This is a genomic window from Paenibacillus sp. FSL E2-0178 (genome assembly GCF_038593005.1).
GTDB lineage: Bacteria > Bacillota > Bacilli > Paenibacillales > Paenibacillaceae > Paenibacillus_AQ > Paenibacillus_AQ phytohabitans.
The window spans coordinates 4,466,591-4,484,780 of the sequence record NZ_CP151953.1; the positions used below are offsets into that span (position 1 = coordinate 4,466,591).

The window sequence follows — 18,190 nt, forward strand, 5'->3', positions numbered from 1 at the left end:
GCAATTATACGTTTAGCGGAACTCCGGCGCTCCCTGTATACTGGAGACAGATACTAGCACCGGAAAATCCGCCGCAAGGAGCGTTTGAGATGAAAGTGAGTATTTTTGATGTAGCCAAAAAATCAGGGCTGTCCGTGGTCACCGTATCGCGGGTATTAAACGGCGCCGGGTCTGTGCGGGAGAACAACCGCCAGAAGGTGCTCGATGCGATCAAAGAGCTGGATTACCGCCCTAATGCAGCTGCACGCAGTCTGGCCAGCGGCAAGACCGGCATCATCGGCCTGATTGTAACGACACTTCAGGATTCCTTCTTCGATGCGGTGGTCAAAGAGCTGAATGAGACGCTGGCCCTGCATGGTTATTTCCTGGCAATCTCCATCTCTACGGGCATCGGCTCGGACGAGAACCACTATCTGATTCAGGAAGACCGCGTAGACGGGCTCATCCTGCTCTCGCCGATGAAAGAAGACAATTATATTATGGAGCTGAAACGGCGGGGTATCCCCTATGTGCTGATTGACAATCAGCTGCCGGAGAACGACACCTACTCGATTACCATCGATAACTTTAAGGGCGGATATGCCGCGGCCAGCCACCTGCTGGAGCTGGGGCATACCTCCATCGCCCATATCTGCGGACAGGAAATGTTCCGCAGCACGCGGGAACGGCGCGCCGGCTTCCAGCAGGCACTGCAGGACCGGGGGATTACCCCGTTCGAAATCGTCTCCGGCGAATTCGAGATCGAGATGGGTTACAGCACGGCGAGACGCTGGCTGCAAGCGGGCACACTCCCCGAGGCTGTATTCGCCGGAGATGACAATATCGCTCTCGGCGTCATCAACGCCCTGATGGAAGCGGGAGTGCGGGTGCCTGAGGAAGTCGCAGTGGTCGGCTATGACGACCACTATATTGCTTCCCAGCTCCGCCCGCACCTGACCACCCTGCGCCAGCCGGCGGACAAGATCGGAGTGGCGGCAGCCGATATGCTGCTGCGCAGACTGAGCGGCGAGATGAAGCGCGGCTCGAACATCCGGATCGACCCGGAGCTGATCATACGGGAATCTACGCTGAAATCCTGATGATGTGAGGCTATCAAAACTTTAGGAGTGACGACCATTGGCTTACTACTTGGGGATCGATGGGGGAGGCAGCAAAACCTACGCCCTCCTAAGCGATGAACACGGCCATATCCTCGGCAAAGGCAGGAGCGGCAACGGTAATCACCAGACCGGAGCGCAGCAGGCGGCGGTAAGCATCCGCGAAGCAGCCTTGGCCGCTCTGGCTGAAGCCGGACTCCGGCTGGAGGATATCAGGCATACGTACCTGGGCCTTGCCGGGGCCGACCGCAAGACCGATTATGAGATCCTTCATCCGATGATCCGCGGCATCGGATTTACTGCATATACGATCAGCGGCGATCCGATGATCGGCCTGCGGGCGGGTACAGACCGCCCCTACGGGGTAGCCCTGATCTGCGGCACCGGCACTAACGCGGCCGGCCGCAACCCGCAGGGCCAGCACTTCCAGTGCGGTGGCTTCGATTATATGTACGGCGATTTCGGCGGCGGCGGCGCACTGAATATCGAGGTCTTCCGCACGGTCATCCGCGCCTGGGACGGCCGGGAGGCCGCAACCCTCATGACCGGGCCGCTCTTGAAGCTGCTCGGCTACGAACGGGTGGATGATATGTACAATGATTTCCTCGATCACGGCAAGCAGGTGCCGCTGGATGCCGCCCGCTTGCTCTTCCCGGCGGCTGCCGAAGGTGATGCTGCGGCGCTCGCCATCCTGCACCGTCAGGGCGTGGAACTGGGCAAGGCGGCAGCCGCCGTAATCCATAGATTAGGCATGGAGAACGATGATTTTGATGTAGTGCTGGCCGGAAGCCTGCTGACCCGGGGCGACCGCGGCTGGATCCGCGGCCCGATCGAACAGGCTGTGCGGGAAAACGCACCGGCCGCAGCTGTAGTTACTTTGTCTACGGAGCCAGTCGTCGGCGCCCTCTGGTCGGCGCTGGAGAGTGACGGCATCACGATAAGCGATGAACTCTATGAGAAAATGCGTCCCTTTGAAGAGTTTGAATATATCCCTATCACAACAAGACAGGAGTGATTCATCGTGGCAGTTAACCAAGGTCTTAAGATCGCCGTGATCGGCGGGGGTTCTTCCTATACCCCGGAACTCGTAGAAGGCTTCATTCTGCATTACAAGGAGCTTCCGGTGCGGGAGCTATGGCTTGTGGATATTGAAGCCGGCCTGCATAAACTGAACATCGTAGGCGCTCTGGCCAAGCGGATGGTCGAGAAATCCGGCCTTCCTATAGAGGTCCACCTCACCACCGACCGCCGCGAGGCCATTGCAGGTGCCGACTTCGTCAGCACCCAGATCCGCGTCGGGATGCTGGATGCCCGCGCCCGCGATGAGTCCATTCCGCTGAAATACGGCGTGATCGGCCAGGAAACGACCGGCCCCGGCGGAATGCTGAAAGCGCTGCGCACGATCCCCGTCATCCTCGGCATCTGCCGTGATATCGAGGAGCTGGCTCCGGACGCCTGGCTGCTCAACTTCACCAATCCGGCAGGTATGGTGACCGAAGCGGTACTGCGGTATTCGAAGGTGAAGAGCATCGGCCTCTGCAATGCCCCGATTGGTCTGATTAAGCAGGTATCCGCCAAATATAATGCGGCCCCAGACCGGATCTATGCCGAGTTCGTCGGCCTCAATCACCTGCACTGGATCACCCGCATTGATGTCGAAGGTGAAGACAAGCTGGATGACATGCTGGCCGATACCGCCGGCTACAGCGCGAAGAATGTTCCGGCGCGCGAGTGGAACCCCGAGTTCCTGCAATCGCTGCGTGCCCTCCCCTCTTATTATTTGAAATATTTCTATATGACGGATGCGATGCTTGAAGAGCAGCAGGCCTCGGCCTCAAAAGGCGAGAACCGTGCAGAAGTCGTCAAGCGCGTGGAGGAAGAGCTGTTTGAAATCTACGGAAACCTGGAGCTTAGCGAGAAGCCGAAGCAGTTGGAGCAGCGCGGCGGGGCTTTCTATTCGGAGGCTGCCGTCAACCTGATGCGCTCGCTGCATAACGGCACCAATGACATTCAGACGCTGAATGTTGCGAACCGCGGCATCCTCGACTTCCTGCCGGATGATGCCAGCATCGAGGTTAACTGCGTTGTCACCAAGACTGGCCCACTGCCGCTGCCGCTGACCAAGATTCCGCCGATGGCCAAAGGGCTAATCCATGCGGTCAAGACCTACGAGCAGCTCGCCATCGACGCTGCCGTTACCGGAGACCGCAGCCTGGCTATTCAAGCTTTGGCACACCATCCGCTTGTCCCTTCTGTAGAAGTAGCTATCGCTATGCTGGATGAGATGCTGGAAGCGAATAAGGAGTATCTGCCGGCATTCTTCGGGCAAGAGGTCCCTGCAGCTTCTGTCTTATAAAGTATTAAGTCATGTATTAAGTCATATAAAAAGCCTGTGCTGACCGCAGATGAACCATTGCGGCTGGCACAGGCTTTTGCCTTATTTCACGATGATATAGCGGTACGTTTCGCCTTCAATTTTGACATCCGCATACAGCGGCTTGCCGCCCGACTCTACTTCGTCAGGAACTTCAGCCAGATAGACCAGAGTACCATTCTTGAGCGGTTCGATTTCGGAAATACTGGTATAGGTGAAGTCTTCTCCGCCGTTTTCTTCCATGGTGGAGAAGGTGCTATATTCGTATTTGTTATCATACTTAATCTGCATATCCGCTACAGCATCTGCATCCATGGCTTCTCCGGCCAGGTTTTTCACTTTTAATGTGATTGCCAAATAGGTTGTACCCGGCTCCTTAGCTTCATAATACGTGTAGAATGATCCCGGTTTGGATGGAATAACCTTCTTGGCATAAGAGGTCTTGGTAATGGTATACTCGCCAACTCCGTCAATAACCAGCGGTGTGCCTTTTACGATGACTGGCTGCCCGCTCCCGGAATCAGCTGCCGGAGTGCCGGCCCCTTCACCTATAAGCTCCACTCCCCCCTTGTCCTCTTCTGCATTTACGGGTACTGTTAAAGCATCTGCCTTCAGCTTGTCATTCTCTTCCTTCAGCTGTTTGTTCTCTTGCTGAAGCTTGCTGATCTCCGTCTTCAGCTTCTCGGTATTTTCTCCTGCGGAGCTTGAATTCCCCGAGGAACACCCGGCTACGGATACCGCCAGCATTGCAGTAGCAAGCCAGAGACCCCCTGTTTTCACCTTCATAGTACACCCCAATATTTGTATTTTTAACTCTAGTATTATATAGCACACAGGCATGCTAAGGATAGAAAAAAATGTAATCTAATTTCCCGCATATTGCGGACGGGTTGCCGCCATTTATAACCACTCAAACTAATCAAAGAAGAGATTATACAGAAATGCAGCAGTTATATGTTATATTACCTAACGTTATAGCAGTGATAATTATATTTTTCTGTCGAATTAGTTCCAAATCTAGTAATTACCATCATTCAATGACATTTTTGTTGTCGAACAATGAAAGATAATATGCTAAAATCAAGGGACAACCACATAGTTTCATAGAATGTCTCTGCTGCTCTGTCGGACGCTCAGCTGTATTGCCGCATTGCATGTTGCCGGACCGGTCACCTGTCACTTACGAGTATGACATTATATTGGGAGGCGGTAAGCATGACATTCCTGGAGAAACTTCTTACCTATCGGGACAAAGAAAACGACCTCTTCTGGGAGGGGAATTTTCTCGATTATTTAGCGCTTGTCAGAGAGAACCCGCATATCGCCGGAACCGCCCATGAACTGGTGTTCCGGATGATCGAATCGGCTGGCGTCAACGAGCTGGGGGACGGACGGCGGGAGTACAAATTTTTCAGCGGCACCTTGTTTGGGCTTGAAGATTCTATCCAGCTGCTCGTGGAGGAATATTTCCGCCCGGCTGCCCAGCGCCTCGATGTCCGCAAACGCCTGCTTCTGCTCATGGGCCCGGTCAGCGGCGGCAAGTCTACACTTGTCACCCTGATGAAGCACGGACTGGAGTCCTTCACCCGCACGCCCGAAGGCGCCCAGTATGCAATCAAAGGGTGCCCGATGCAGGAGGAGCCGCTGCACCTCATCCCCCGCGAGCTCCGCGAGGAATTCCGCCGGGAATACGGCGTCCATATCGAAGGCGACCTCTGCCCGGTCTGCCGGATGAATCTGGAGCACGAATATAACGGCCGGATCGAAGAGATGCCGGTGGTGCGCGTGCTTTTCTCGGAAAGTGACCGGACAGGCATTGGCACCTTCGCTCCTTCTGATCCCAAATCACAGGATATCGCCGATCTTACCGGCAGCATAGATTTCTCCACAATCACACAGTACGGCTCCGAATCCGATCCGCGTGCCTACCGGTTCGACGGCGAGCTGAATAAGGCCAACCGCGGCCTGATGGAATTTCAGGAAATCCTCAAATGCGATGAGAAATTCCTCTGGAATCTGCTCTCGCTGACCCAGGAAGGTAATTTCAAAGCAGGACGCTTCGCGCTGATCTCCGCCGACGAGCTGATTATCGCCCATACGAACGAAACCGAATACCGCGCTTTTATCTCGAATAAGAAGAACGAAGCCCTCCATTCCCGCATGATCGTCATGCGCATTCCCTATAACCTCAAAGCCGGCCAGGAAGAACGGATCTACCGCAAGCTCGTGGATGCCTCGGGCCTGAATAATCAGGTGCATCTTGCGCCCAACGCCCTGTGGACCGCCTCTGTATTTACCGTATTGTCCCGTCTGAAGGAACCGAAGAAGCCCGGAATCGATCTGCTCAAAAAAATGTATCTCTACGACGGTGTAGAAGTGGACGGTGTCAAAGGCGCCGATGTGGAAGAGCTCTACCGGGAGTTTTCCGATGAAGGCATGTCCGGCGTCGATCCCCGCTACGTCATCAACCGTATCTCCAGTGCGCTGATCAAAGGCAACAAAACCTGCATCAATGCGCTGGATGTCCTCCGCTCGCTGAAGGAAGGGCTTGACCAGCATGCCTCAATCTCCAAGGAGGAGCGCGAGCGGCTGATGAACCTGATTACGCTGGCCCGCAAGGAATACGACCATAAGGCGAAGACTGAGGTGCAGCGGGCATTCGTGTACTCTTTTGAGGAATCCGCACGGACCATTCTGAACAACTATCTCGATAACGTGGAGGCTTACTGCAGCGGCTACCGGATGAAGGACCCCATCACCTCCGAGGAGAGCGACCCTGACGAGAAGCTGATGCGCTCCATTGAGGAGCAGATTGGCATAACTGAGAATCAGAAACGGGCCTTCCGCGAGGAAATTCTGATCAAAATCTCTTCTTACGCCCGCCGGGGACGGCAGTTTGAATATACCTCCCACGAGGCGCTGAAGGATGCTATCGAGAAGAAGCTGTTCGCCGACCTCAAGGATGTTATCAAGATCACCACTTCCTCCCTTAATCCGGATGAGACTCAGGTTAAACGCATGAACGAGGTCTCCCGGCGGCTGATTGAACATAACGGATACTGTGCCACTTGCGCCAATGAACTGATGAAATATGTCGGAGGTCTGCTAAACCGGTAATGCTTCTAATTCAAGCGGGAGGTGGACGACATGGACAACCGTATGTTCATGATCGCGCGCGACGACTGGTCACTGCACCGCAAGGGAGAGATTGACCAGGAGCGTCATAAGCGCAAGGTAAAAGAGGCCATCCGGCATAATCTCGCCGATCTGGTCAGCGAAGAATCCATTATTATGCCTCAGGGGGATAAGGTTATTAAGGTCCCTATCCGCAGTCTGGATGAACCGAAATTCCGCTACAACTATCAGAACGAACCACAGGTTGGACAAGGCAAAGGCGGCACGCAGGTAGGGGATGTGATCGGCCAGAGCGGGCAGGGTGATGCGGAAGGCCCCGGCAAGGGCGGGCACGAGGCCGGGGATCAGCCCGGGGAGGATTATTACGAGGCTGAGCTGACCATCGACGAGCTGGCGGAGCTGGTCTTCGAGGATCTGCAGCTGCCCCGGCTGAAACCCAAAGCCGCACCGGACATGATGATCGACGATATCCGGTTCGACGATGTGCGCAGGCAGGGCATGATGTCGAACGTCGACAAGCGGCGCACGCTGTTCGAGGCGATCAAGCGGCAATCGCTCGGCGGGGGCATAACGGCAATGCCGCATGCCGCAGCTGCGCAGTCCCATTGGGCATCCCCGGGGGAACCCGCCACTGGTGCCGCTGGTTCAGCGACCGGGCCGGTTACGATTACCGGTGACGACCTGCGCTATAAGACCTGGGAGGATATCCGCCGGCCGCAGTCTTCTGCTGTCGTACTGGCAATGATGGATACCTCCGGCTCAATGGGGGCCTTCGAGAAATATGTGGCCCGCAGCTTCTTCTTCTGGATGACCCGATTCCTGCGGACCAAATACGATAATGTGCAGATCCGCTTCCTCTCGCACAGCACAGAAGCCAAGGAAGTTGATGAAGACTCCTTCTTCACCAAGGGTGAAAGCGGCGGCACCCGCTGCTCCTCGGTCTACGAACTGGCGCTGCGTATCCTAGAGGCCGATTATCCGCCGGGCCAGCATAATGCTTATGTCTTCCATTTCTCCGACGGGGATAATCTGGACAGCGATAATCCGGTAACCGTCCGGCTGGCGAACGAGCTGCTGGAACGTGTGAACATGCTGGGCTACGGTGAAATCCGCCAGCATGTGTATGGCGGCAAACAGCTGTGGGAAGCCATGTCCAGCCTGACTTCCCCCTCCTTCAGCCGCTCCATCCTGAAGGAGAAGGAAGATGTATTCAGGACGCTGCAGGCCTTCTTCGGGGAGGAGCTGGCCAGCTGAGCGCTGAGTCTGATAAGGCCGCTTGATCCCGTATTCCCGCAGAGAGATCAGTCGAACCTCGTTCACAGGTGATAACAAGCAGATAACGGGACCGCCGAGCCCGTATATTCTATTTCTTTTGCGAAAGGAGGAACCGGGATGATGACACCTAGCGAGCCGGAACAGCTGGAGCAATCCGTGGAACGCCTTACCGGACTGGCGCTGGAGCATGGGCTGGATTTCTTCCCCATGCGCTACCAGATGTGCCCGCCGGAGGTGCTGTACTCCATTGGCGCTTACGGCATGCCTACACGCTTCTCGCACTGGAGCTTCGGCAAAGCCTATCACCGGATGAAATCGGAGTACGATCATGGCCTGAGCAAAATTTATGAGCTGGTGATCAACTCCGATCCCTGCTACGCCTTCCTGCTGGACAGCAATACGCTCCTGCAGAACAAGCTGATTGTGGCTCATGTGCTGGGACATAGTGATTTCTTCAAGAATAATGCGATGTTCGCCGGAACCGACCGTAAGATGGTCCACCGGATGGCCATCTTCGCCGACCGGATGGACCGGTTCGGCCAGGAGTACGGCATCGATGAGGTGGAAAGGTTCCTTGATGCCGGCATGGCCATCCAGGAGCATGTCGACCCTTACTTCGCCCGCTCCGGACGGCCCGGGGGTTTCCGTGAGATGGACGGCGAGGTGAAGGATGTAATCGGTTATATCGCTGCGCAGAGCCGTTATCTGGAGGAGTGGCAGCGGGAGATCCTCTACATGCTCCGCGCCGAGATGCTGTATTTCTGGCCGCAGATGGAGACTAAGATTATGAACGAGGGCTGGGCCAGCTACTGGCATCTCAAGCTGGTGCGGGAGCTGGAGCTCAGCGATTCAGAGATCATCGAATTCTCTGCAATGAACTCCGGTGTCATCCAGCCCTCTCCCGGACGGATTAATCCCTATTATCTTGGGCTGATGATGCTCCGGCATATCGAGAAGAAGGAGGGCTTAGAAGCCCTGTTTGAGATCCGTGAGACCGAATCGGACGTGTCGTTCATCCGCAATTACCTGACCCGTGAGCTGGCCGAGGAAATGGATCTGTTCGTGTATAAGAAGGACGGCCAACAGTACAAGGTTACCGATAAAAGTCTGGAGGAGATCAAGGACAACCTGATCCGTTCACGCACCAACGGCGGCTTTCCCTATCTTACCGTCAAGGACGACGATCTGCATGGACGCGGCGAGCTGCTGCTCTATAACCGTTACGAGGGGCTTGAACTGGACCGCAAATATATTGAGCGCACCCTGCCGATGGTCCATCAGCTCTGGGGCCGGACTGTCCATCTGCGGACCGTAGTAGAGGGCAAGGAGCAGACCTATATGTATGACGGCAAACAGCTGGCATAACAAAAAGATGTTCCATATCCTTATCTATTCAAGGATACGGAACATCTTTTTTGTGTCCTGGAGCAGGTTCGTTAAGAATATCAAAGAATGCTATTATTGCAAATAAGCCCTAATCTTCCCGATCATCTCCTGAACCTCATCATCCGCCAAATAGGTCTGGCCCGGATTCATCTGGAAGGTGGAGCCAAAATCCGCCTGCCCGTCATACTTCGGAACGATGTGCATATGAAGATGATGCAGCTTGTCGCCGTAAGCGCCATAGTTGATTTTATCCGGCCCAAAAGCTTTGTCTACCGCTTCCGCCACCTGCGCCACATCATTCATGAATGCGGACAATTCGTCTGCGGTAAGCTGGAACAGCTCTTTTACATGATCACGGTATACCACATTGCATCTTCCCTTATACGTCTGCTCTTTGAACAGAAAGACTGTCGAAACCCCCAGCCCGCAGATTTCAATCATCAGATTGTCCCGCCGTTCATCCTCCATACAATACATACATTCTTGTTTCTTCTCCATGCCTTCAGATCCTTTCCCCTCTGGATTACACTGCGTTATCTTAGTACACGCTCTATACTGCTCCACAAATCCGCTGCCGACTATTAAAACGGTTACACTCTACTAAATTCGAAGCTCCTGGTTACGCCCGGTGCTGCTTGCGGTACTGCAGCGGAGAGCGCCCCGTAATTCCCTTGAACATCCGCCCGAAATGAGCAATGCTGTCGAAGCCCGTCGCTTCTGCGACCCGGGTGATCGGCCAATCTGTATCCGTCAGCAGCGTCTTCGTCTCGCGGATGCGGACATAATTCAGGTACTCGATAACCGTGAACCCTGTCGTCTGCTTGAAGGTCCGGCACAGGTAAGTGGCACTGATGAAGAAATGCTCGGCAATCCCGCCAAGGGTAAGCTTCTCACCGTAGTGCGCATCCAGATATTCAATGATGCCATACACCCGGCGCTGCCCCTCGCTTTGTTCGGGAGAGACCAGGGCGGGCTTCGCCTTGCGTATCCGCTCCAGCTGGATCAGCAGCTGCAGCAGCAGCGTCCTGGTATAATCGCCGCCCCACAGCTTAGCCTCCTTCTGTTCACCCAGCATGGCGTGGAGCAAATCAGCAATCACTCCCTGTTCATGCGCAGTAGGCCTCAGCAGGAAGCTCTCCCCCTCAAAAATACTCATCCAGTTCGGCCCGGGAGCAGCCGGTTCCAGATACGAATCATCGAAGCTGACCAGGACCCGCTCATGCGGCTGGTGGTTTCCGCCCGTTGTGCGGTGCAGATGATTTTTGTTAATAAACACAAGGTCTCCGGCCTCCAGCGCGTAAATGCGGTTGCGGATATAGTAATGCCGTTCCCCGGACAGCAGATAGTAAATCTCATAGAAATCATGGAAATGGTCAATGTCCATATTGAAATATCCGCTCCGCTTAAGCTGCTCAATCTGAAAGATGGGCTCCACTCTGCACCAGGCCTCCTGTGAGGATAAGATATGCATACTTTCCGGCTAAACAGACTAAATACCGTTCACTTTCTGCATTTCCTATACTATAAAATAGAATCAAATCCAAGTAAATGGAGTGATCCCCTTGTCCAAAAAGAAATATGTAATCGTCGGCACCGGTGGCCGGGCCGAATTTTTCTACGGCGCTCTTGTTACCGTTTACAACGAAACGTCCGAGCTGGTCGCTATCTGTGATGTCAATCAGACGCGGATGAATTTCGCTAATCATATGCTGACTGACAAATACGGCTATCATGAGGTGCCTACCTACAAAGCCGAAGATTTCGACCGGATGATTGCCGAAACCAAGCCTGACTATGTACTTGTAACCACCATTGACCGCACGCATCACAAGTATATTATCCGCGCAATGGAGCTTGGCTGTGACGTCATTTCCGAGAAGCCGATGACCATTGACGAAGAGAAATGCCAGGAGATCTTCGATGCCATCGAGCGTACCGGCAAGAATCTGCGTGTCACCTTCAACTACCGCTATGCACCGCATAACACGAAGATCCGCGAGGTCATTATGGACGGCGTGCTGGGCGAGATCCTGTCCGTCAATTTCGAATGGCTGCTGAACACCCAGCATGGGGCGGACTATTTCCGCAGATGGCACCGCGACAAACGCAACAGCGGCGGCCTCCTGGTGCACAAATCGACGCATCACTTCGACCTGATGAACTTCTGGCTAGCTTCACAGCCGGATACCGTGTTCGCGATGGGCGATCTGCGCTTCTACGGCAAGGAGAATGCCGAGAAACGCGGCATCACCGAGTTCTACCAGCGTGCCTACGGCAGCAAGGCTGCCGAGAACGACCCGTTCGCGCTCCATCTGGACAGCAATGAGCACCTGAAGAGCATGTATCTGGATGCCGAGCATGAAGACGGCTACCAGCGCGACCAGAGCGTCTTCGGAGACAATATCAGCATCGAAGATACGATGAATGTTATGGTCAAATATAAGAATAAGACGGTCATGAACTATTCGCTCAACGCGTATATGCCGTGGGAAGGCTTCATCATCGTCTTCAACGGCACACAGGGACGGATGGAGGTCCGCATTACCGAGCAGTCCTACGTTAATTCCGGCGGCAAAAAAGAAAACGAAGGCGCGCTGGAAGGCGTGAATATCATGATCTATCCGCACTTCAAAGAGCCTTACCGCGTGGAGTTCGAGAGCAGCGCAGGCGGTCATGGCGGCGGCGATCCGGTGCTGCTGCGTGATATTTTTGACAAGAAGCAGGAAGACCGCTTCAACCGCGCAGCCTCGCATAAGGACGGCGCGATGTCGATCATGACCGGCATTGCCGCCAACCGCTCTATCAAGACCGGCCAGCCGGTGAAGGTTGACGATATCTGGAAGGCGTAGCCGTCTTCCCTCCCCGCTGGACTTATAGAAGAAGGCGTGCCTCCCGGCCCAAACCGGAGTGCACGCCTTTTTTTATGAGACATCACTCCGCTCCCGGCCCGACAGTTCAGCCTCATTCCAGACACAGGGCACCACAAGCTCTACCCTGGTCCCCCATCCGGGTTTGCTGCGGATACTCAGGCTATAGGCCGAACCGTACGTCAGCTTCAATCTTTTGTTCGTATTGTAGAGTCCGAGATGCTCCGTCCGCTCCTCATCCGCATCCAGCCGGTGCCGGACCTCACGCACCCGCTCTGCGGTCATGCCTATACCGTTGTCGGTCACACTGAGCGACAGCTGCTCTCCTCTGCGCACGAACTTTACCTTAATGAGACCCGGACCCGCTTTTTCCTTAATTCCGTGATAAATACTGTTCTCAAGCAAAGGCTGCAGTACAAGCTTGAAGGTATACAGACGGGCAAGCTCCTCGTCGTATTCATAGATACACTCGAATTTGTCATGGTAGCGCTTCTTCTGAATATTGACGTAGCTGATGGTGTTGCCAAGCTCGTTCTCCCAGGTCACCGTTCCTGTAGGATTGCTGAAGGAGTAGGAGAGAATATCCGAGAGATCTTCGATCATTTCGCTCGCCTTATTAGGCTTGCCGGTCAGCGCAACTGACTCCCAATAGACGGAATGCAGCGTGTTGTACAGGAAATGGGGATTAATCTGGGACTGCAGCGCCAGCAGCTCCATTACCTGCAGACGATACTTTTTCTCCAGCAGCTGGGTGCGGATATAGCGGTGTTCGATGAAATGCGTCATCATATTCTGGACAATTAGGGAGTACTCGTCCTTGACCTTGGCGGGCGGCCTCAGCAGCAAATGGCTGTCATCTGCAGCCTTGATCATCATCCTGATCATCTTAAGCTGCTTGTAGTTGCGCCGGATCAGCACGAAGGTCAGCAGAAAGCCGCAGACTACAGAGACAGCCACAAACACCAGTGTGTAATACAGAATGCGTGACGGCGTTTTGTACAGCTCTGAATGGCGAATAACCGATACGTACTTCCACTTGTAGCGCTCCGATTCCACCTTCGTTACATTTACCTTCCCTGCCGGTGTGTCCATATCGAAGAAGGACTCCGGCTGCTCTGCAATCTTCAGCAGCTCCGCATGCTGCGGAAGCTCCCCGCGCCCATTGGAGAAGATCACCTGGCTATTCTCATCAAGCACGAACATTTGCTGTGTGGGATAACGGGTAATGTCATTCAACAGACTCTCAATATATTTGGGCCGGATATTAAGAATAATCGCAATCTTGCGCGGTACCAGCACATTATAGAAGGTTACCACTGCAGTCGGCTTCGTCTCGAAGGAATAGAATTTCAGCTCGCGCCTTGCCGTCCATTTCGCGGGGGGGCCCTCATAGCGGCTGAACTGCCCGTACCAGTCGGTATCATAGAAATGATCCAGCGTCACCAGCCCGTCTACAGAGGACAGAAACCGGTTGTACGGATTATCGACATACAGATAGAAGGACTGGATATAGGGCTTGGAGCTTGTAAAAGCATTCAGGAAACTGGAGATAATCCGGTTCGTGTTTGAGCTCTCGTAGGTATACGAGGGGTTCTTAAGTACAGCGGACAATTCGTTAAAAATATCGGCGTTATCGTACAGGGCAAGATACAGCGTGTCCAGTTCATTCAGGATCATCTCCAGCTGGGTCTTCGACTGCTGCAGCAGAAAGCTGCTGTTCTGATTGATATCTGCCTTGATATCGCGCTGGGCGGAGAACATCGAGAGCGAGCCCAGAATAATGACCGGAATCAGCAAAGGAATCAGAAAGATGGCCAGCTGCTTGACGAAATACTTTTCTCTCATGGGGCGGCCGGACCGTTCCGGTATTCACTGGGTGTTTTGCCATAATAGCTCTTGAAGGTGCGGGTGAAGTTCTTGGCATTGCTGTAGCCGACCATTTCACTGACCGTATAGGTTTTGAAGCTCATGTCCTGCAGCAGTCCGGCGGCTACCTCCATTTTATGCTGAATCACATAGTCCGAGAAATTCCGGCCCGTCTTCTGCTTGAAAAAGAAGCTGAGGTAGTTGGCATTCATATGGACCAGCCGGGCCGCCTGTTCGAGTGAGGCATTCTGATAATGGCTTGTGACATAGTCTTTGATCTGGCGGATAATGAAGCTCTCATCGCTCCCCTGCAGATCCTCTGCCGCTGAACGCTCCTTCTCCACATTGCCTGCCTCCAGCTCCTCCCGGAGCTTGACGAATACATCCAGCAGCACATGGTATTTCGCCGGCTTAAGCACATAATTGCTGACCCTGTAATGCAGGGCCTGCTGGGCATACTCGAAATCGCGGTATCCGCTCAGGAAGACTACCTTGATATCCCGTTTGCTTCTATATAGATCCTCGGCCAGCTCAATCCCGGTCATTACAGGCATCTTGATATCAGTCAGCACAATGTCCACCCGCTCCTCGCCTTCAATGAAACGCAGCGCCTCGCGTCCGTTGCCGGCCTGGCCGATGATATGGAATCCGATCTCATTCCACGGAAAATAACTGGAAAGCGCCTCGCGTGTCTCCGTTTCATCATCCACAATCAATAGGTTATACATTCCGCCGCCTGCCTCCCCTGGTTGCAATGCAGTTTCAATGTAACTGCTTACATTCAGTATATCAGAACGCCAGGAGCATACTGCAGGCCATTCGCATGATGAATTAAACTGCTGAAGAAATGATTCCTTTCACAACATCAGGACACCTTCCCCTCTAATTCACGCGGAAAATGATACCCTAATCTAAGATTGGCTCCCTTATAAAAGCCCATCAGGCATCTTATAATTAAAAGCGCTTACACTAAAGCATTCAAAGGAGAATGACCATGAAAAGAAACAAATGGGGGGCCATGGGCCTGGCATCTCTGCTGCTCGCTTCACTCCTCGGCGGCTGCTCTTCAAGCAAATCCGCTTCGGACACCAGTACAAACGCCGGCAATGCCGCAAATGCAGAAGAGAAGGTGACGCTGCGCTTCAGCTGGTGGGGCGGCGAAGACCGCCATGCCGCAACGCTGGCCGCAATCGAGGCCTACAAGCAGGTTGCGCCGAATGTAACCATTGAGGCAGAATACCAGGGCTTTGACGGCTACGAGCAGAAGATCAAGACCCAGCTTGCCGGCAAAACCTCGGCCGATATCATGCAGCTTGATCTGCCATGGCTGCAGGAGCTGACTAAGAAAGGCGATTTCTTCGTCGACTTGAAAACGCAGCCGGAATTCGATGCTTCCGGTTTCGACCAGGGCTTCCTGGACAATTACGGCATGTATGACGGCAAGCTGGCCGCTGTACCTACAGGCGTTAACGCCTACTGCCTGATCATCAACAAGTCACTGGCCGATAAGCTGAATGTGGATTCCGCCGCCCAGTGGACCTGGGATTCCCTCCTTGAGGCCGGTAAGCAGCTGCATGCACAGGACAGCTCGAAATATCTCCTGCTGACCGACCATGCCGCACTGCGTCAGGATATGGTCACAATGCTAAAGCAGCGCACCGGCAAGCAGTGGGTCCAGGAGGATTACACGCTGGGCTTCACCAAAGAGGATGCGGCGGCAAGCTTCGACTGGCTCTATCAGGCAATGCAGGCTGGTGTCTATCAGCCGCTGGGTGAAAGCGATCTGTTCTTCGGCAAAATCGATCAGAATCCGAAGTGGATCAATCAGGAGATTCCCATTGCTCCATCGATGAGCAGCATCCTGCCTTCCCTCAAGACTGTACTGCCGGAAGGCACCGAGGTCATTACCGCTCTTCCCGTAATTGCCAAGGATGCCAAGGACTCCGGCGTACTGGTCAGACCTTCGCAGCTGTTCGCTGTCAGCAATGACAGCGCGCATAAGACCGAAGCTGTGAAGTTCCTGAGCTGGTTCATGAATGATCCCGGGGCAGCAGCCCTTCTCGGGGATGTCCGCTCTGTACCACCGGTTAAGGCTTCACAGGAAGCAGCCGTTACGGCCGGCAAGATTGACGCCGCCATCACCAATGCCGTTGAGCTGGGCCTTAGCCATGCAGGACTAGTCGATAATGCCGTTGCCAATAACTCTGAAGTACAGAAAATCATGGACGATATCGTCCAGAAGGTTAGCTACGGCAAATCGAATGCAGAGCAGGCGGCGGATGAGCTGATTGCCAGCCTGACCTCCAAGCTGAAAGACCTACAAGACAGAGAATAACCGCCCCATAGGAAGGGAGAGAACCTGCTGTGTCTGTACCGCAATCCATTCTAAACAAGATACCGAAGTCCGGCCGGCGTAAAATCAAGGTTAGAAGAAACTATCAGTATGCTGGTTACCTGTACATCCTGCCCTGGCTGATCGGCCTGCTGATCTTTCAGTTGTATCCGTTTATTTCGTCCCTGTATTACTCCTTCACCGATTACAACATGGTCAGCGCCCCCAAGTGGGTCGGACTGGACAATTATCATAAAATCTTTACAGAAGATCCCGATTTCTATCAATCCCTGAAGGTAACCGGCATTTATGTGCTGCTGGCTGTTCCGGTCAAGCTGGCCTTCGCCCTGTTCGTCGCCATGCTGCTCAGCGCCAAGCTGAAAGCGATCAACTTCTTCAGAACGGTCTATTACCTGCCCTCCATACTGGGAGGAAGTGTGGCAATCTCAGTCCTGTGGCGTTTCCTATTCATGAAAGAGGGCGTCGTCAACAGCCTGTTGGCCCGGCTTCATCTTGGACCTGTCGACTGGCTCGGCAGTCCGGACATTGCCCTATACACACTGGGGCTGCTCACTGTATGGCAGTTCGGCTCCTCCATGGTGCTGTTTCTGGCCGGTATCCAGCAGATTCCTAATGATCTGTATGAAGCCGGTTCGATCGACGGCGCTTCCCGGTTCAGCATGTTCTTCCGCATTACCGTACCTATGCTGACTCCGATTGTGCTGTTTAACCTGGTGATGCAGATGGTCAATGCCTTCCAGGAATTCACAGGCGCTTTCGTCATTACCCATGGCGGACCGATGAAATCCACCTATCTATATGCGCTGAAGCTCTATGAGGAGGCCTTCACTTTCTTCAAGATGGGTTACGCCTCAGCGCTTTCATGGATATTGTTCTTAATCATCATGGCCGTCACCGCAGTAATCTTCAAATCATCCGGCGGCTGGGTACACTACGAGGACGGAGGGAAATAACAATGAGAGAACTGCAGCATGATTCAAAGAACTCCTGGCTTAACTATATTTTTCTGATTGTCCTCGGCCTCGTTATGGTGTACCCGCTGATCTGGCTGTTCACTTCTTCCTTCAAGACCAATGCCGATATCTTCGGCTCTAGCCGGCTGCTGCCGACGACTTATGTCTGGGATGCCTATAAGCTGGGCTGGCAGGGGACCGGGCAATATGGGTTTGAGGATTTCTTCATCAATACGCTGAAGCTTGTCATTCCAACCGTCATCTTCACCATCGTGTCCAGCGTGCTGGTAGCCTACGGGTTCGCCCGGTTCAACTTCCCGCTGAAGACCCTGCTCTTCTCCGTCATGATCGCTACCCTGATGCTGCCGAACGCCTCCGTGATGATTCCGCGGTACATCCTGTTCAACAAGCTGGGCTGGCTGGATACGTATCTGCCGTTCATCATTCCCGCCGCCTTCGCCACCAGCGCATTCTTCATCTATCTGATGATCCAGTTCATCCGCGGGCTGCCGCGCGACCTTGATGAGGCGGCGACAATTGACGGCTGCAATTCCTTCACCGTGCTCACCCGGGTGCTGCTTCCGCTCTGCAAGCCGGCTATTTTCTCCGTCGGGATCTTTCAGTTCATGTGGACCTGGAATGACTTCTTCAACTCGATTATCTATATCAGCAGCGTGAGCAAATTCACCATATCCCTGGGACTGCGTCTCTCGCTGGATGCCTCCTCTGCCGTGTCGTGGAATCAAGTTCTGGCAATGTCGGTTGTCAGCATCGTTCCTTGCGTACTGCTCTTCTTCTTCTGCCAAAAGTATTTCGTCGAGGGCATCTCGACTACCGGACTTAAGGGATAGGCTGCAGCCGCACATTATATTACCGGTAACGCA

Annotated in this window: 15 protein-coding genes; 10 read left to right on the forward strand and 5 right to left on the reverse strand. The window is 53.9% G+C overall.

Annotation, left to right across the window (positions count from 1 at the left end; all coding sequences use genetic code 11):
• Positions 1-89 precede the first annotated feature (89 nt).
• From MHI42_RS19270 to MHI42_RS19280, 3 genes are read left to right on the forward strand one after another with little or no spacing between them, the layout of a single operon-like run.
• Complete coding sequence (locus MHI42_RS19270; protein ID WP_342420397.1) at positions 90-1,079, forward strand: LacI family DNA-binding transcriptional regulator; 990 nt, start codon at positions 90-92, stop codon at positions 1,077-1,079.
• A 37-nt stretch (positions 1,080-1,116) separates the two neighbouring features.
• Complete coding sequence (locus MHI42_RS19275) at positions 1,117-2,112, forward strand: BadF/BadG/BcrA/BcrD ATPase family protein (RefSeq protein WP_342420398.1); 996 nt, start codon at positions 1,117-1,119, stop codon at positions 2,110-2,112.
• Positions 2,113-2,118: 6 nt separating this feature from the next.
• Positions 2,119-3,453: a 6-phospho-beta-glucosidase gene (locus MHI42_RS19280; RefSeq protein ID WP_342420399.1), complete on the forward strand. Its 1,335-nt coding sequence runs from the start codon at positions 2,119-2,121 to the stop codon at positions 3,451-3,453.
• An 81-nt stretch (positions 3,454-3,534) separates the two neighbouring features.
• Here MHI42_RS19280 and MHI42_RS19285 read toward each other — a convergent pair whose 3' ends face one another.
• Positions 3,535-4,257 (reverse strand): bZIP transcription factor, encoded by a 723-nt coding sequence (locus MHI42_RS19285; RefSeq protein ID WP_042210070.1) that lies wholly within the window; start codon positions 4,255-4,257, stop codon positions 3,535-3,537.
• A gap of 429 nt (positions 4,258-4,686) precedes the next feature.
• On the opposite strand from MHI42_RS19285, the gene MHI42_RS19290 reads away from it, so the two are divergent.
• The 3 genes from MHI42_RS19290 (at position 4,687) to MHI42_RS19300 (ending at position 9,246) form a co-directional block, all read left to right on the forward strand.
• Complete coding sequence (locus MHI42_RS19290; protein WP_342420400.1) at positions 4,687-6,588, forward strand: protein prkA; 1,902 nt, start codon at positions 4,687-4,689, stop codon at positions 6,586-6,588.
• A gap of 30 nt (positions 6,589-6,618) precedes the next feature.
• On the forward strand, positions 6,619-7,860 hold the full coding sequence (yhbH, locus tag MHI42_RS19295) for a sporulation protein YhbH (protein ID WP_342420401.1): 1,242 nt from the start codon (positions 6,619-6,621) through the stop codon (positions 7,858-7,860).
• A 141-nt stretch (positions 7,861-8,001) separates the two neighbouring features.
• Positions 8,002-9,246, forward strand: a complete 1,245-nt coding sequence (locus tag MHI42_RS19300; RefSeq protein ID WP_342424768.1) for a SpoVR family protein — start codon at positions 8,002-8,004, stop codon at positions 9,244-9,246.
• A gap of 93 nt (positions 9,247-9,339) precedes the next feature.
• Here the strand turns inward: MHI42_RS19300 and MHI42_RS19305 are convergent, their stop codons facing one another.
• Together MHI42_RS19305 and MHI42_RS19310 are read right to left on the reverse strand one after the other, a co-directional pair.
• Positions 9,340-9,765, reverse strand: a complete 426-nt coding sequence (locus tag MHI42_RS19305; RefSeq protein ID WP_342420402.1) for an HIT family protein — start codon at positions 9,763-9,765, stop codon at positions 9,340-9,342.
• A 121-nt stretch (positions 9,766-9,886) separates the two neighbouring features.
• Positions 9,887-10,702: an AraC family transcriptional regulator gene (locus tag MHI42_RS19310; RefSeq protein WP_342420403.1), complete on the reverse strand. Its 816-nt coding sequence runs from the start codon at positions 10,700-10,702 to the stop codon at positions 9,887-9,889.
• Positions 10,703-10,829: 127 nt separating this feature from the next.
• On the opposite strand from MHI42_RS19310, the gene MHI42_RS19315 reads away from it, so the two are divergent.
• Positions 10,830-12,116 (forward strand): Gfo/Idh/MocA family oxidoreductase, encoded by a 1,287-nt coding sequence (locus MHI42_RS19315; protein ID WP_342420404.1) that lies wholly within the window; start codon positions 10,830-10,832, stop codon positions 12,114-12,116.
• Between the two features lie 72 nt (positions 12,117-12,188).
• Here MHI42_RS19315 and MHI42_RS19320 read toward each other — a convergent pair whose 3' ends face one another.
• Both MHI42_RS19320 and MHI42_RS19325 read right to left on the reverse strand, forming a co-directional pair.
• Positions 12,189-13,979 carry a sensor histidine kinase gene (locus MHI42_RS19320; protein ID WP_340990077.1) on the reverse strand — a complete coding sequence of 597 codons (1,791 nt, stop codon included), beginning with the start codon at positions 13,977-13,979 and terminating at the stop codon, positions 12,189-12,191.
• Positions 13,976-14,728, reverse strand: coding sequence for a response regulator (locus MHI42_RS19325; protein WP_342420405.1), 753 nt, complete (start codon positions 14,726-14,728; stop codon positions 13,976-13,978). Before MHI42_RS19325 ends, MHI42_RS19320 begins: the two co-directional genes overlap by 4 nt.
• A 266-nt stretch (positions 14,729-14,994) precedes the next feature.
• Between MHI42_RS19325 and MHI42_RS19330 the strand changes: the two genes are divergently transcribed.
• From MHI42_RS19330 to MHI42_RS19340, 3 genes are read left to right on the forward strand one after another with little or no spacing between them, the layout of a single operon-like run.
• Complete coding sequence (locus MHI42_RS19330; RefSeq protein ID WP_342420406.1) at positions 14,995-16,335, forward strand: ABC transporter substrate-binding protein; 1,341 nt, start codon at positions 14,995-14,997, stop codon at positions 16,333-16,335.
• 29 nt (positions 16,336-16,364) lie between these two features.
• Positions 16,365-17,306, forward strand: coding sequence for a sugar ABC transporter permease (locus MHI42_RS19335; RefSeq protein WP_340990074.1), 942 nt, complete (start codon positions 16,365-16,367; stop codon positions 17,304-17,306).
• A gap of 2 nt (positions 17,307-17,308) precedes the next feature.
• Positions 17,309-18,157: a carbohydrate ABC transporter permease gene (locus MHI42_RS19340; RefSeq protein ID WP_171716341.1), complete on the forward strand. Its 849-nt coding sequence runs from the start codon at positions 17,309-17,311 to the stop codon at positions 18,155-18,157.
• The last annotated feature ends 33 nt before the right edge of the window (positions 18,158-18,190 follow it).

Excerpts from the sequence above, each read along its gene's own strand:
- MHI42_RS19305 (WP_342420402.1), bottom strand. The coding sequence starts at position 9,765 with ATGGAGAAGAAACAAGAATGTATGTATTGTATGGAGGATGAACGGCGG.
- MHI42_RS19300 (WP_342424768.1), top strand. The coding sequence starts at position 8,002 with ATGACACCTAGCGAGCCGGAACAGCTGGAGCAATCCGTGGAACGCCTT.
- MHI42_RS19290 (WP_342420400.1), top strand. The coding sequence starts at position 4,687 with ATGACATTCCTGGAGAAACTTCTTACCTATCGGGACAAAGAAAACGAC.
- MHI42_RS19270 (WP_342420397.1), top strand. The coding sequence starts at position 90 with ATGAAAGTGAGTATTTTTGATGTAGCCAAAAAATCAGGGCTGTCCGTG.
- yhbH (WP_342420401.1), top strand. The coding sequence starts at position 6,619 with ATGGACAACCGTATGTTCATGATCGCGCGCGACGACTGGTCACTGCAC.
- MHI42_RS19285 (WP_042210070.1), bottom strand. The coding sequence starts at position 4,257 with ATGAAGGTGAAAACAGGGGGTCTCTGGCTTGCTACTGCAATGCTGGCG.
- MHI42_RS19330 (WP_342420406.1), top strand. The coding sequence starts at position 14,995 with ATGAAAAGAAACAAATGGGGGGCCATGGGCCTGGCATCTCTGCTGCTC.
- MHI42_RS19320 (WP_340990077.1), bottom strand. The coding sequence starts at position 13,979 with ATGAGAGAAAAGTATTTCGTCAAGCAGCTGGCCATCTTTCTGATTCCT.
- MHI42_RS19340 (WP_171716341.1), top strand. The coding sequence starts at position 17,309 with ATGAGAGAACTGCAGCATGATTCAAAGAACTCCTGGCTTAACTATATT.
- MHI42_RS19325 (WP_342420405.1), bottom strand. The coding sequence starts at position 14,728 with ATGTATAACCTATTGATTGTGGATGATGAAACGGAGACACGCGAGGCG.